7 protein-coding genes are annotated in these 15,153 nt (G+C 36.2%); all 7 read right to left on the bottom strand.

Going from position 1 to position 15,153, the window contains the following annotated elements; translation table 11 throughout:
- Window positions 1-26: 26 nt before the first annotated feature.
- Window positions 27-2,294, bottom strand: coding sequence for a GH92 family glycosyl hydrolase (locus tag BW936_RS18865; RefSeq protein ID WP_076551376.1), 2,268 nt, complete (start codon window positions 2,292-2,294; stop codon window positions 27-29).
- A gap of 1 nt (window position 2,295) precedes the next feature.
- Entirely contained in the window at window positions 2,296-4,707 is a 2,412-nt protein-coding gene (locus BW936_RS18860) for a glycoside hydrolase family 3 N-terminal domain-containing protein (RefSeq protein ID WP_208611146.1), read from the bottom strand.
- Between the two features lie 517 nt (window positions 4,708-5,224).
- Complete coding sequence (locus BW936_RS18855) at window positions 5,225-6,592, bottom strand: sulfatase family protein (protein WP_076551375.1); 1,368 nt, start codon at window positions 6,590-6,592, stop codon at window positions 5,225-5,227.
- A 633-nt stretch (window positions 6,593-7,225) separates the two neighbouring features.
- Window positions 7,226-10,435: a PVC-type heme-binding CxxCH protein gene (locus BW936_RS18850; RefSeq protein WP_076551391.1), complete on the bottom strand. Its 3,210-nt coding sequence runs from the start codon at window positions 10,433-10,435 to the stop codon at window positions 7,226-7,228.
- 77 nt (window positions 10,436-10,512) lie between these two features.
- Window positions 10,513-11,571 carry a hypothetical protein gene (locus BW936_RS18845; RefSeq protein WP_076551373.1) on the bottom strand — a complete coding sequence of 353 codons (1,059 nt, stop codon included), beginning with the start codon at window positions 11,569-11,571 and terminating at the stop codon, window positions 10,513-10,515.
- Between the two features lie 458 nt (window positions 11,572-12,029).
- Entirely contained in the window at window positions 12,030-13,082 is a 1,053-nt protein-coding gene (locus BW936_RS18840) for a carbohydrate-binding family 9-like protein (protein WP_317042906.1), read from the bottom strand.
- 203 nt (window positions 13,083-13,285) lie between these two features.
- A complete protein-coding gene (locus BW936_RS18835) occupies window positions 13,286-15,145 on the bottom strand; it encodes a SusD/RagB family nutrient-binding outer membrane lipoprotein (RefSeq protein ID WP_076551369.1) in 1,860 nt (619 codons plus the stop codon).
- Between the last annotated feature and the right edge of the window lie 8 nt (window positions 15,146-15,153).

Raw genomic sequence — 15,153 nt, 5'->3', positions numbered from 1 at the left:
CACCACATTGTATTATGAGCGACAAATCAATTCATTTTTGGTTTGGTCCCCATAGTAATCATAAGTTCTCCGCCATTCATGATATCATCATGTTGAAAGAATGGGGTATCCAATAATTCCCCATTTAACTTTATCTGCTGAACATAGGTATTTTGATTACTATTATTTTCAATTTTTATTTTGAAAACTTTTCCATTATCCAAGTTAATACTTACATCATCAAAAAGAGGTCTACCAATGGTATACGTTGGGTTTCCTGGCGCTACTTGATAAAATCCTAATGAGCTTAGAATATACCATGCAGACATTTGACCACAATCTTCATTCCCTATTATACCATCTGGTTGAGTGGTATAAAAATCATTAAGAATTTTGTCTACTATTTCTTGGGTTTTCCAACCTTGCCCAATATAATTATAGAGATAAGCAATATGATGACTAGGCTCATTGCCATGTGCATACTGTCCTATAAGCCCTGTTATATCTCCACTAATATGTTCCCCTTCCATTTCAGATGACACTGTAAACAAAGAATCTAATTTGGTAGCAAAATTCTCTTTACTACCATATAAATTAACAAACCCTTCTACATCATGAGGTACAAACCAGCTCCATTGCCAAGCGTTTCCTTCTACATAATCTGAGTGTTCATGTTCTGAATACCGCGGACTAAATGGGGTAACCCATGAACCATCGGCATTTTTTCCACGCATAAAACCAGTTTCTTCATTAAAATAGCGCGCATAATTTTTTGACCTATCTTTAAATACAGCCGCAATTGAATCGTTTTCCGACATTTTTGCCAATTGCATTATACACCAATCATAATATGCGTTTTCTAAACCATAGGAAATGGATTTGGTGATTTTATCGGCAGGTATATGAACACCTTCATTTATATATTTGTTATGAAGAGGCATTAACCTATGTTTTCTAGGCTCATCACCAAGTTTTATAATATCAGGATTATACGCTGCGCTGGCCAAGGATGCCTGTAATGCTTTTTTCTTATCTATACTTTCTGGATATTTGGATAAAATATCTGCCAAATTCGCGGTTGCGGGATAGCCTATCATGGTCCCGGTATAATTGGCGGAAAGCGGCCATTTTGGTAGTAAGCCACCTTGCTCATATTTTAGCAACAAATTATTTGCCCAATCTATTGATTTTTCTTCATTGATAATAGTCATGAGAGGGTGCAATGCCCTAAAAGTATCCCACAATGAGTAGACCGTATAATTAGTCTCCCCTTCTTCAACGGTATGAATTTGCTTATCCATACCCCTATACCTACCATCTACGTCTTGGTAGATCATAGGCGCTATCATTGTATGATACATGGCCGTATAGAATATAGTCAATCGATCCTTATTGGAAGTGGTAATCAATATACGTTCCAACTCCTTTTTCCAAGCCTCTTGATTGTCTTTTTTTACTTTATCAAAATTCCAATGTGGAACTTCTGCTTTTAGGTTTTTTTCGGCTCCGTTTATATCTATCGGTGAAATTCCCACTTTTATTAAAAGAGCACTATCGTCTTTAAGCTCTGCGAAACTTAGGTATGTAAAAATATCTTTTCCTTCGTAGTTTTTTAGGTCTTGACTATTTTCACTGCCATCTACTATCATTTTATCTATGGTAAAAGGACTAGAAAATTCAGCATAAAAATAGACTTTATGTTTATCTGCCCAACCTTTAGTGTATTTTAAACCACGTATTGTCCTATTATCTATAATTTCCAATTTGTTGACTACATTACCATGTCCCCAACTTTCTTGAAGCAAATGTCCAACATCCAATAATACCCGCTTTTCTTTTGCCGCACCAAAGGTATAACGATGTAAGCCTGCTCTTGTAGTGGCTGTCAGCTCTGCTTCAACATCAAAATTATTAAACGCCACTTTATAGCTTCCTACTTTGGCGTGTTCATTAGACTTACTGAACATGGCTACAGGTTTTTGTTCTGTAATACCACCTGTAAACGGCAGCAGTAAAACATCTCCCATATCACCTATGCCCGTACCGCTTAAATGGGTATGTGAAAATCCATAAATTGTACTATCTGCATAATGATAACCACTAGAAGCATCCCAACCGTTCAATTTCGTATCTGGACTTAATTGAACCATGCCATGTGGCATTACAGGTCCAGGGAAAGTATGCCCATGAAAACCCGTTCCTATAAAAGGATCTACATGATCAAGTACATTAACTTTTGCCGTAGTTTGTTTTGGCATAGGCTGCTCACAACAAACGAAAGCAAGACCTAAAAATGGTAAAATATATCGAAACATCTTATTTTTCTATTTTAAATGAATCTTTTAATCTAAAGTCTTTTGATGAATTACCAATGGCGATATTAAAATCACCTTTCTCAACAACAAAGTCTCTATTATCATCTATCAACTCTAAATCTTTGGGGTAAATTTCAAATTCTACTTTACGCATCTCATTAGGTTTTAAATGTATTCTTTTAAACCCCCTTAGTTGCCATTCATATGTTGTTCTAGAACTTATTTCATCATTTACGTACAGTTGAGGCACTACATCGCCTGCTATTTTACCAGTGTTCTTCACTGTAAAACTAACAGAGAGTTTTCCTGCCGTTGTAGAAATATCACCATGTACCTTTAAATCATCATAATCAAAAGAAGTATAACTTAATCCATACCCAAACGGGTAAAGCTCTGTAACTACCCTACTTTCTCCCGTTCCATTTGGTCCTTCTTTAGCCTGACCAAGTTGTGAATCTCGTTTATAAGGAAAATTAAATGGTATTTGACCTACAGAGCGTAGTACTGTTACCGGTAATTTCCCTCCTGGATTATAATCTCCGAAAAGAATTTCAGCAATAGCCTGCCCTCCAAATTCTCCAGGAAACCACGCTTCAAGAATAGCATCTGCCCTTCTATCGGCAAAGTTTATAGAAAGAGGATGACCGTTCAACAATACAACGATCAATGGTTTATCTAATTTGGACAGCGCTTTTAATAAATTTTTCTGGTGACCAGGTAAATCTAAACTTGTACGGCTTAAATTTTCACCTACCATAGTTTCATCTTCTCCTAAAAACAAAATTACGGCATCACTTTGCTGCGCCTCATTAACGGCGTTAGCAATCATTTTTTCTTCTTCCGTTTCTAATGGAACATCAAAAACTTCTGAATCTGGCCAATGAGCGTCCTTGATATCAACACCCTTCTCATAGGCTACCTCAACCTTACTTCCTTTCAAATATTCCACTATACCCTGATGACCAGACACTATTTTTGACTGTAACGCACCATACCTGCTTATAGAACTAGAAGTTGATTGCGCCGTTGGACCACAAACCAAAATACCACTTAACTTATTTTTATCTAAAGGCAGTGTGCGCTTATCATTTTTTAATAGTACGATAGATTCTTGAGACGCTTTAAGAGACAATGCTTTATGATTGGAATTGTAAACAACCTCATCTGCATTTTTCTCATTTCTATACGGGTTATCAAAAAGGCCTTCTTTAAATTTCACCAATAACACTTCACGAACCCTTTGGTTTAAAAGATCTTGTGAAATACTACCTTCGGCTACCAATTCTCTTAAAGGTTCTATAAAATTCTTAGGATGATTAAAGGTTGTGCGTACATTAAGCCCTGCTGTAACTGCTTTTAGAACTGCTTGCTTATATGAGCCTACTACTTTGTGCTTACTATAAAGGTAAGCCAGAGCATCACTATCAGATACTACATAGCCTTTGAAACCATACGTATCTCGTAATAACTCTGTTAAAAAATAATGACTACCGGTAATAGGTTCTCCATCATAATCATTATAGGAACTCATTACGCCCATTATATCGGTTTCTTGAATGGTACGCTTAAAAGGGTATAGGTACATTTGGTGCATGTCTCTCCATGAAAGGTGAGGATCTAAACGCACGTGACCGTCTCGTCCGCCTTTTGGTGCTGAATAAATAGCATAGTGCTTTAAACTATTTACTACACCCTGCTCTTGTAGGCCTTTACTAATTTGAACTCCATACTCTGAGACCAAGAACGGATCTTCACCAAAACTCTCAACTATACGCCCCCAACGCTGATCGCGTGCCACGTCAAGTACAGGCGAATAAATATTATGATATCCTAAAGCAAAAGCCTCTTTTCCTATTACCTGCCCTACTTTATATACCAAATCCGGGTTCCAAGTAGCACCCATTCCTATTTGTGCAGGGAAAGAAGTTGCTTTTACATGATTAAGTCCACGTATACCCTCGTTTGTAAACTCTACAGGGATGCCCAACCGTGTATCTTCTATAAAAAACTGTTGTATTTGATTAAGTGCCCATACGTGTTTACTATACGGAAAGGTATATTGCGCTTTCTCAGAAACACCGTTGGAAGCTTCATCAATATTAGCTAGACCATCTTTCCATAATTCATTTTTCCAATCTGGAGTAGGAATTTCGTCTTCTGCCACACGCCCATAACCATATAAGGTAACCATCTGCATGGTTTTCTCTTCCGTAGTCATGAGTGATATTAAATTTTCTATTCTACTCTCTATAGGTTCAGTGAAATCCTCATATATATCTTTTTCTCCATTTTTGTTGAAATCTATCCAACCTTTATGATAGATCGGTTTTTGTTGTGCCGTCATTTCCTGTTTGGGTGCTAGTAAAACTACAGCTATACAAACCAACATTTTCATTCTCATTGTCATTGTCATTATCATTTCTCCTTTTGGGGTGAATTTCGTTATATTTAATTTTAATACTAATTGTGCATTACATTGCTATTGAAACAGTCATACTACCAATGATAATTCTATACTAACTCTTCAACATAGACAATACTTTAAAACCATGCTACATGTACTTCTCCTACAACTACGTAACTCTTCTAAACCAATTTGGCATTCATCATAATCTTAAATCATTGCTAAAAACGCCCTTAGCTTATTTATGCCAAGGCCCTTTACTTTAAAGACATTAAATGTGGTTGGTTTTAACTTCCTTTTTAATAGCTATTTTCTCCATTTTAATATTTTATAAAATGCTTATAAACCAAACTTTATCATAATAAAACTACCCACCAGCATGTGCCATAGATATTTTTTTTGCATAACATACAAACTAAATTTTAGTTGTCATAAAGTTTTCTACCAACAACTAATTATGGTAAAATTAAATTCACTTAATTATGAATTATTCTATCACCTACCAAAGCAGAACCACACCTGTTCTTTAGTAATCTATTTTACCCACAGGTCTTGACTCAAGCGTTATTTTCTTATCGAAACTATGGATTAAGCCCTGTAACTTTTCAACTATTTCCGGGTAATCTTCTGCCTTATTTATGGTCTCTCCAACATCTTTCTCTAAATTATATAAGGACAAAGGAAACTTCTCATCAGTACTGTGGCGCTTATTTTTTGAAACATGAAGCTTCCACTTCCCCAATCTTACCGCTTCAACAACCCCGTCTACACCATAATAATAAAATGGGCTGTCTTCAATATTTATAGTAGTATCATATAGATATGCGGAAAGATCCCTACCATCATAACTTCTTTCTTTAACCACGTTACCATGAACTATTTTTGAAAACGTCGGCAATAAATCCATTGTGGTGACTACTTCATCAGAAACTACATTAGGTGTAATTTTAGCTGGCCAACTTATAATACCTGGTACACGAAAACCACCCTCCCAGGTTTCGGTTTTCCATCCTCTAAGAGGTTTAGCAGATCCTTTTTGTTTTGCCCTATGCGGTCCATTATCAGATGTAAATACAATAATTGTATTATCATAGATTCCTTTATCCTTTAAGAAAGAAACCAATCTACCAACGTTCCAGTCTATTTCTGTTATTACATCTCCGTAAATACCATACGCTGATTTTCCTTGAAAATTTTCTGATACACTTAAAGGCACATGCGGCATAATATGGGCCAAATAGAGAAAGAAAGGACCTTCTTGATCCTCAATAAAATTTATGGCCTTATCAGTAAACCGTTTAGTCAAATATCGTTGATCAGGACCTGATTCAATTTCTTTTCTATTTTCGTATAAAGGTAATGGAGGAGATTTAAAATCAACATCGCTATAATAATACGAATCCATATCGTTAGAATAAGGGACGCCAAAATAATAATCAAAACCCTGGTTGTTGGGCATAAATTCTGTGTGGTGTCCTAAATGCCATTTGCCCACGCAAGCTGTTTGATAACCTGCGTCACTTAACATATTGGCCATGGTATATTCATTAGAAGACAGACCGGTTTTAGAATAAGGGCGTAGTACAGATTCATGTAAACCAACCCGTTTTGGATAACAACCGGTGAGCAATGCAGCACGAGACGGAGTGCATACAGATGCAGCAGCATAAAAATCGGTAAAACGAATACCTGCAGATGCTAAACTATCAATATTTGGAGTGTCAAACATTTTAGCCCCATAACTACCAACATCCGCATAGCCCTGATCATCAGTAAAAATGATAATAATATTCGGATGTTCACCTTCCTCTTGCCCTATTTCTTCTTTTGATATTGATTTACATGAAACAAAGAATAATGACAGGTATATTACATATAAAATTTTGTTATTCAAGAGTAGTCTCAATGTAAAATGTCTTTTTATGATTCTTAGATGACCTCCATTTGGTATATCTATATTGATTTTAAATATATCTTATATTCAATTCAACGTTACAATACGTTTGTTGTGCCATTAATTATCTTCTTCTATAAGACAACTGATTTCTACACATCCCCTACTTTTTACTGTTCTTTTTTTCAGTTTTGCTTAAATATTCACAAAACATCTTTCAAATCCACAAAATACTACTATATAAGAAGACAATAACGAATTTGAAAACACTTCAAAAAATAAATATAATTATACATACCTCTATTCATCATTAATAAATAGCCCTGGAGACACCATAAAGTTAATGGTGTGACATAATAATTTACAATACTACCCACCAAACATGATAAACTTAAAAAGATAGAAAAGTATACAGTTTTGCTACTTACTTTAGTTACTTTTTAATTTAACAATCATGTAATATTATAAATTTTGCTTGCCTACGCTTATGATTTCTATGAACCTAACTAAAAAAAATCAGCTGTCTCTAAGATCATAGAGACAGCTGATTTAGACTCAAAAATTAATATCACAATATCTATAATCCTGCATTTAATTTTTGTTCATACCCATTATAGGTTCTTTAGCCATATATTAATCAAATGGATGTTCTTTCAACAATTCTTTAGGAGTATAAAAACCTTTACGTTCTTTGGTTTCCTCTTTTATTTTCTTCACTAGAGCAGGAGTTATCGAAGAAGCTTTATTCCCAAAGCTATTGCGAACATAAGTAAGTACAGCTGCAACCTCGTCGTCCTTCAACATACCACCAAACGGAGTCATAGGTACCTGTCCTGGGTATTTCTTACCTCTCACTTCAATGGGTCCCATTAAACCATGAAGTGTTAGCTTAATAAGTCTTTCCTTACTACCTGTAACCCATTTGGAACTTGCCAAAGGAGGAAATTGAGATGCCGTTAAACCTTGACCATCCGGTTGGTGACAGGTTGCACAGAATCCTTCTCTATGATACACCTCTTTACCTTTCATAAACAACTCCTTATCCTTACCTTTCAAAGCAGTTTCATCCTTTTTTTCAGTTTTCTTCTCTGAGTTTAATCGATGGTCACTAAAATGAGCCATAGCCGTCTCAAATGGAAGTTTCATCCACTCATCTAAAGGTTTTTTATTTATTTCATTGAGTATTTCCAGCCCGTCCGCTGTTTTAAGCCAAGAAGCAGCAACCAATGCTTCAAGCCTTACTCTTGGGTTTTCATCCTTTGCGGCCATCATCAAAAATTCTGACTGATCATCAAGTCTGTGCCCCATATACCTAACTACCCTAACAGCAGCGGCACGTGCCCTACTATCTTTTGATGAAAATACCTTCTTCAAAAGGTCTTCGTCCATTTCATTTAGCCCCCAAGCTACCCATAAGGCCTCTACCAAATGATGTTCATATTGCTGATCGTTCTTATTAAGACCATCGACCCATGGCTTTAATTTAGCCATCACCTCAGTAGCGTTTCTACTTCGTAATTCCCTTCTTGTTCTATAGCGGGTACGGTATTCTGGCAACTTCAAATTATTCAATAGCTCTTCTATGTCAGCTCCATATATTTTAGCCGGTTGTACCAATGGTCTTTCTGGGTAAGTTATCCTGTAAATTCTACCATGGACATGATCACGTAATGGATCACGCGCATTGTGCTGCATGTGCCCTATAAGAACATTATGCCAATCTATTAAGAATAGAGATCCATCAGGAGCGAATTCCATATCCACAGGCCTAAAATTTTTATCCGTGGCACTTACTAGATCCATTCTATGTTTACTGGTATAACCTGCAGTTGTAGGATCGTCATCAATATTGTGTTGTTTGGTTCCAAGAAAACCAATGGTATTATTGATTAATACATCTCCTTGTACTTCATCAGGAAAATGTCTACTTGATACAAATTCGAGTCCAGATGTTGGGCGTACCTTATGATCCTTTTCAATTAAACTTTTGGGGGTTGGGGAACCCTCTCCATAACGGGGTTTTATAGTACCGGGCATCATCCAAGTCATATCTGGACCAGAAGTATGTGCAAAAAAATTCTGTCCCCATTCATCAAAGGCAATTCCCCATGGATTAGGGATGGGTAATTGAGCAGTTCGCTCAAGATGATGACGTTGGGGATTGTACCTAAAAAAGCCTCCATTGGTTCCACGAACCGTACCATAGGAAGTTTCTATATTACTGTGTAGAAAAACACCTTCTCCCATATAAATAGCACCAGATGGATCTGCGGAAAAAGCACTTATGGCGTGGTGTGTATCATGATCATCAAACCCACTTAAAACAACTTCCCTTACATCGGCACGATCATCGCCGTTCGTATCTTTTAAAAGCACCAAATTAGTTCCTTGCGAAACATACACACCTTCTGGGGCCAACTCAAATCCTATTGGTAAATGCAAACCATCTGCAAAAGTAGTTTGCTTATCGGCTTTACCATCGTTATCCGTATCTTCTAATATGATCAACTTATCGTTAGGCCTTTGGTCACCTGGTTTATAATGCGGATAACTAGGCATTACAGCTACCCAAAGCCTGCCTTTATTATCAAATGATAACTGTACAGGATTTGCAAGATCAGTAAACTCTTTTTCAGAAGCAAAAAGTTCAATTTTATACCCTGGAGCTACCTTTATTTTCTCTAGTGCCTTGTCGCCATATAAGTACTCAGTAGTACCGTTCTTATTACTGGGCCTATAATTTGTTTCTATTTGGGGCAACGTTTTTGTTTTCTGATCAGCAAGAAGCAAATCTTTCTTTTTGCCTTTACCGGCATCCCATATTGCCGTATCTCTAACATGGGTCATCTCCCTTATTTTTTCTATCTCGTCAGGGTAATTATCTGGACCGTAAGGCTTATATCTTCTGCCATAGGCATGTACACCGTTTGGAATCTTGAAATCTTTATGCCAAAACCAATTTTTTTCCATTACCGCCTCATGTACCAAATCTCGGTTCTCTTCATTCTTCTCTTTTGTTTTACCAAACAGACGGTTAGCCAATAGTTTAGAAAATTTACGATACCCACGGTCGTTTAATTGAAACCCATCAAGCGTTAGGTCGTTCTTTTCATCCTCATACCAATCTTTTGAAGTTTCAAAAGTATTCACAAGAATTATATTATTTTTTGCGGCAACCTCTTTCATTGCTGTGGTATACAGCGAAAGGTTCTTATTTTCATTTATGCCGTTTGGTAGATCTTTTTTTGACGAAAGGTTTTCAAATGCAATGGGAGAGACCAATGCTAACTGCGGACTGCTCTTGCCATTATATTTCTGTTTTAAGGTGTGATCTATAAATGATTGGAGTTCCATTTTAAAGTTCTCTACACCTTTGTTTCCGCTAAAGGATTCTCCATAACCAAAAAATGCAATGATTATGTCAGCTTTTAGCCTTGTCAACCATTCATCCGGTGTTTCAAAGTGACCTTCAGTTGCTGTTTTCAGCCATCCTTTAGAATCTGTAAAATGTTCAGAAATAGCATTATCTACATATTTATCCGCACCTGGGAAAGCCCATGGCGATTTTCTTGAAGGATGTGGCCTAAAGCCAGGGGTATTACCACCATCACTCATATTTCTAATAAAGAGCAGACTATCTGGGTATTTTAACTGTACTTCTGTTTCAAAATGACCAAATTCCATCATTCGTGAACCTAGGTTATTACCCACAAGGACAATTCGTGAATTTTTCTTAGGTTGTAAATAGTGTTCTTCAACATTATTTTGCGAACAACCTATAAGTAAAAACGATAGCATAAGGCCATAAACGTATAGATGCTTTTTTACAATTTTTAATTTCATGAAACCAATTTTCTGTGTATGCATTCTTTTAACTAATTAATAGATTTAACGTTAGCAGGAACTAGCCTACTTTTAATTTAGTAAAGATGTGAAGGCTTTAATTTTCTATTATCCCAAAACTCTTTACCCAAAAAACCATATGCCGTAGTATAATACTCCCCTACGTACGCTACATTAGTTCCTTTTTTAGGTATTCTACGGTCTAAAAGAAAGTAGACCGTATTTACCACCAACCTTCTAAGTCCTTGATTTTCAAGATCAGTTGATGACCCCATGGAGGTATGAAAAGCTATACCCTCTTTTCCATTATCTGGGTGTTGATACGCTTTTAACCAAGCTACAGGCAGCATAGGATTGTTTTTGGGACCAGCTAAAGGAAGGTCAGTTGACCTCATGCCAAAAAACCTATCATTTATATTAAAGGTTCCTTTTCTTTCAAGCACCTGCCCCATAACTAACGGAGTTATTGGAAGATGAGCTACCCTACAACCATATACATCGGTAGGTCCCCATATTTCTCCATCGTCTATGCCTTTTAATATGGCATGGTTCACAGCCGTTTCTGGAAAGACCCCTCTAGTTGATTCATGTTTATGCTTACCGTGATGGCGTACATAATGATCACCGAACAGTAAACCTCCAAAACCTCTATACCATGGATGTTCAGGATTCTCTTTTTTATACTCAGAACTATAATGAATATAATTTCCTTCTTTATTATTAAAGCCATGATTTGAAGTTCTTAAGCCTAAAACCGGCTTTCCAGATCTTAGATACTGATCTATATATTTCATTTGATCATCTGGTAATCGTCGCCATCTGGTATTGATGATCATTAGATCAGCATTTTCAAGTAAATCTAAGCCCGGTATATTGTTGTTAACTTCAGGATTTATATTACCGGTCTCTGGATCGATGGCAAAAAGCACCGTACACTTATAACCATGCCTTTTAGCCAAAATTTTTGCCAGCATTGGCATGGACTCTTCTGATCGATATTCCTCATCACCAGAAATCAACACTATGTGTTTCTGATTTTTATTAGCACCTTCTTCACCGCCAAAGGTTATCCATTCTTGTGAACGAACACTTAAGCATGAAAAAACCAACAAACAAATCATTACTAATTGTCTCATTTTATAATTTCATTTTTTAATTAATAATTACACTATATTTTGAACAAACAACTTAGCTCTTAAAAATAAAATCTACTAATTTTATAGAATAATGGGTTGCACCATGTTCATAACGGAACAATTCTGCAGACTTAAAAAATTCATATGTCATTATACGCTATTGAACGTGTAAACCACAAACAGCGTTCACATTTATGATGAGCATGAATTAGGCTTAAAAAGACGCTAACACCCTTACGAAAACGATTTCTTAAAAAAATCATTATATTTTAGTAATACGGGATGAAGAGGACTTTAAAGGATTTTAATCCAACCCAAAAAAGTATTTTACCTTCATTAATGCGTACTAACATTTCATAACAAATATTCCTTATTATATCTCCTTTACACCTAGAATAATCGCCATCTCAAATTTCTTATCACTACCGTTAGTAACGGATATAAGGCTAAATCAGCAACTATTTTTCACCTCTGCTTCTCTGGAATTTACCATCTTCCCTAATACTTAGTACATCACCCGTAAAAGGACTAATCACTTGTACATACCAGCCCAACGAATGTTCTTTAAAAACCGGACTTATCGTTTTACCCATGATATTACTAGGAGATACTTTAAAATTCTCTTTATTTTCTAGATTTCTAATTTCTCTATATTTTTTAAAAAGAAACCATTTTATATATTCATCTTCAGGTATGGAAAAAGAGATTTTTGAACCTGCCGGCTGTTCAGAAAAATAAACATACCCCCAATGCTCTGGCTCATGCATATTTATAACTCCTTGTGGTGACCAGACCCAATTATATTCTGGTAAGAATTTACCCTTTTTGTCTTTTTTACGTGAGTAACGACCATTATGCAGATCAAAATCCCAATTAACCCTAGAAAAATTAATTCGCCAAAATTCGTTCATTGGAAGTTTACCCTTACTATTGGCCTCTAATAACGCATTCCATGGCATTGCAATTTCTACAGACCAACCCGTATCCGTGTCTTTAGCGTTATTAATTGTTCCTTTTACGTTTACTGCTGTTTGTAATCCGTTGATATCCCAACCATCAATAACTTTAGGATGGTTTCTATACGGTTTTGTTAAAAAAAGGTCCCACACGGTATTAAGTGCATTTACCTCAAATTCCATATACTCATGGGTATCGCCATCTGGATCTATGAAAATCTCGAAATCATTATTATAAAAAATTACGGTATCACGTTGTGTAAGGGTTGCCCAAACGTGTGGCTCTTCCATTTCTGCATAAAAATAAAGATGTGTCTTATCCCACAACATCTTCACCTGAGTTTTGTAGGTTGGTTCTTTTACACCTTCAATATCAATAAAGCGTGTTGACCATTCTGCATTTTTCCATGACTTTTCATTTGCCTTTCCGTCAATAGAGATGGTGTCTACCGTTTGATAGGCCACATAGCTTTTGGGTACTTTTTGAGATTGTACCATGAACACTCCTAGCCATAAAAAGGTAAATACTGTGCATTTTTTCTGTAAACTGTTCACTATATGATTTTTTTTTAAAAAACTGTAATTAATAAGCTGTCTTAGTTACCTCTTAGAGGATTTACATTTAAAAATTACCATAGATAACTTAAAGCGAATATTGTATAAAAATGAGAAGCCATTTAAAAAAATGGCTTCTCAAAATCTAACTCAACTATATGCGCCCATATAAACTTGGACGACTTCTTCAATACTATTAAAACCTATTCATTAGGTCCTGCTCCATAGCTTGGGTTTTCTTGATCAAACCAAAGTCTTTGAGTATTTAAAACTGTAGGATCATTTGTACCTGTAGTAAAGCCTTGCTCTTCTGCAGCACTTACAGCATTGGCATAATTTTTATCATCCTCTGTTGGTGTACCTACAGGTAAACGTCTTGGTAAGGTAAGCTCTGTACCTCCTGCCAAAAAGTTTTCTCTTGGTAGATAAGTACTACCCGTTGCTGGAATTCCAGATCTACGAACCGTAGTCCACATATCATTAGGAGTAGCTGCAAAGTTTATATATTGTTGTATATAAACCTTTTCTAAGCCATCTGTACTTAAATCATAAGCCGGTTGTGTCAATAAAGCCTCAATTTCACCAGCTTTAAGACTAGTTGAAGCAGCATTGGCCATAACCTCATTCACATAAACAGGATCGCTATTATAATAAGGCAAACCACTGTTTTTAGCTAACAAATCCATTCTTTCTACCGATAAGCGAACGCCTTGGTTAAAATAATCTTGAGCAGAACCAGGTAAATTGGCACCCAATAATTTGAATTCAGCTAAATATAAATTGGTTTCTGCAGAAGAACCTAAAATCACCTCTAGTGGAGGAAAATTATCGGTAATTTCTATCACACGACCTCCTGGTTTGGTTGGGTAGGTAAAATTGAATCCAGTTCTGGTTATACGTTCTGTATAATCTGAAGTAGCCTCATAAGATTTTTCTACACCTCCAGAAGAAATTCTGTAAAGTTCAGATTGGTTAAAATAAATTCTATTCTCAGATTTTAAAGTTTCCTCTGGGGATAGTGGTACCCCGGCATATCTAACCCATGGCTCACCCGGACCTGACCATCCTTCAAAGTTTCCTTCATTATCAAGCATAACAAACTCCTCTACAAAAGGTGGCAGAGCCTTACCTGCATCAATAAACGCCTGTACAACCTCTCCATTAAAGTCATTTTTATCATAAATAACCCTAATTCTTGGATCTTGATTCTCTAACATAAAGTTGATAATATTCTTACCTCCTATACCTGGTTGAAAACCATTACCATTTCCTCTGTAATTCACATCTCTCCTATAGACAAAATCATCGCTTACCGCATTCATGTAACCTGCAGAAGAAGTTGCAACTTCCTCAGCTATAGAAAAAGCTTTTGCTCTATTCTTATTTACAAGTCTGGCAGCAATCTTTAACTTTAAAAGATTACAAAATTTGGCCCATTTTTCATAATCTCCATTATAGATTACATCTTGGTTACCCAAATTAAATTGATTCTCTTTTGTTAAATCAGCTATTGCACCATCTAACTCCGCCAACCAAGTATTGAATAAGGTTTCTTGATTATCAAATACAGGAGTAATTAACGGCGGCGTAGTATACGGCGCCATTGCACCCTCTGTATACACCATTGACCCAGTGTGATCCGTTATGGTAAGTGCCGGTTGAATTTGAATAGGAAAAGTCATTGCCCTCATAGCAAGTCTTTCTGCTTTTTCCTCTTCTGGCAAAGCATCTATACGTGTTCGAATATCTCTGGTATTTGCATACAAATTAGGATATATACTTTGTGACCCAGTAGGCCCTATCTCAACTAGAGCTTCTGAGTTACCACCACCCACACTTGCAGTTGTTAATTGGCTCCAAGGAAAAATATAGTCAAAATTGGTATAGAACCAATTCAAATAATCTTCGCTATACATATCCTGAACCGCCTGTGTTATGGAAAACCTTACATCTGGCTCAGCAAGCTCCGATGGATTACTGTTCAATTCAGCAAAATCATCAGCATCACAACCAAAGGCAAGCACCATTAAAAATATTAATACCGGTTTATATATTTGTTTCATTATATTCC

It is taken from the genome of Maribacter ulvicola, assembly GCF_900155985.1.
Lineage (GTDB): Bacteria > Bacteroidota > Bacteroidia > Flavobacteriales > Flavobacteriaceae > Maribacter > Maribacter ulvicola.
Note: the sequence above shows the minus strand (reverse complement) of the source record. Positions and strands in the feature narration are given on the sequence as shown.

Excerpts from the sequence above, each read along its gene's own strand:
- BW936_RS18865 (WP_076551376.1), bottom strand. The coding sequence starts at position 2,294 with ATGTTTCGATATATTTTACCATTTTTAGGTCTTGCTTTCGTTTGTTGT.
- BW936_RS18860 (WP_208611146.1), bottom strand. The coding sequence starts at position 4,707 with ATGACAATGACAATGAGAATGAAAATGTTGGTTTGTATAGCTGTAGTT.
- BW936_RS18850 (WP_076551391.1), bottom strand. The coding sequence starts at position 10,435 with ATGAAATTAAAAATTGTAAAAAAGCATCTATACGTTTATGGCCTTATG.
- BW936_RS18845 (WP_076551373.1), bottom strand. The coding sequence starts at position 11,571 with ATGAGACAATTAGTAATGATTTGTTTGTTGGTTTTTTCATGCTTAAGT.
- BW936_RS18835 (WP_076551369.1), bottom strand. The coding sequence starts at position 15,145 with ATGAAACAAATATATAAACCGGTATTAATATTTTTAATGGTGCTTGCC.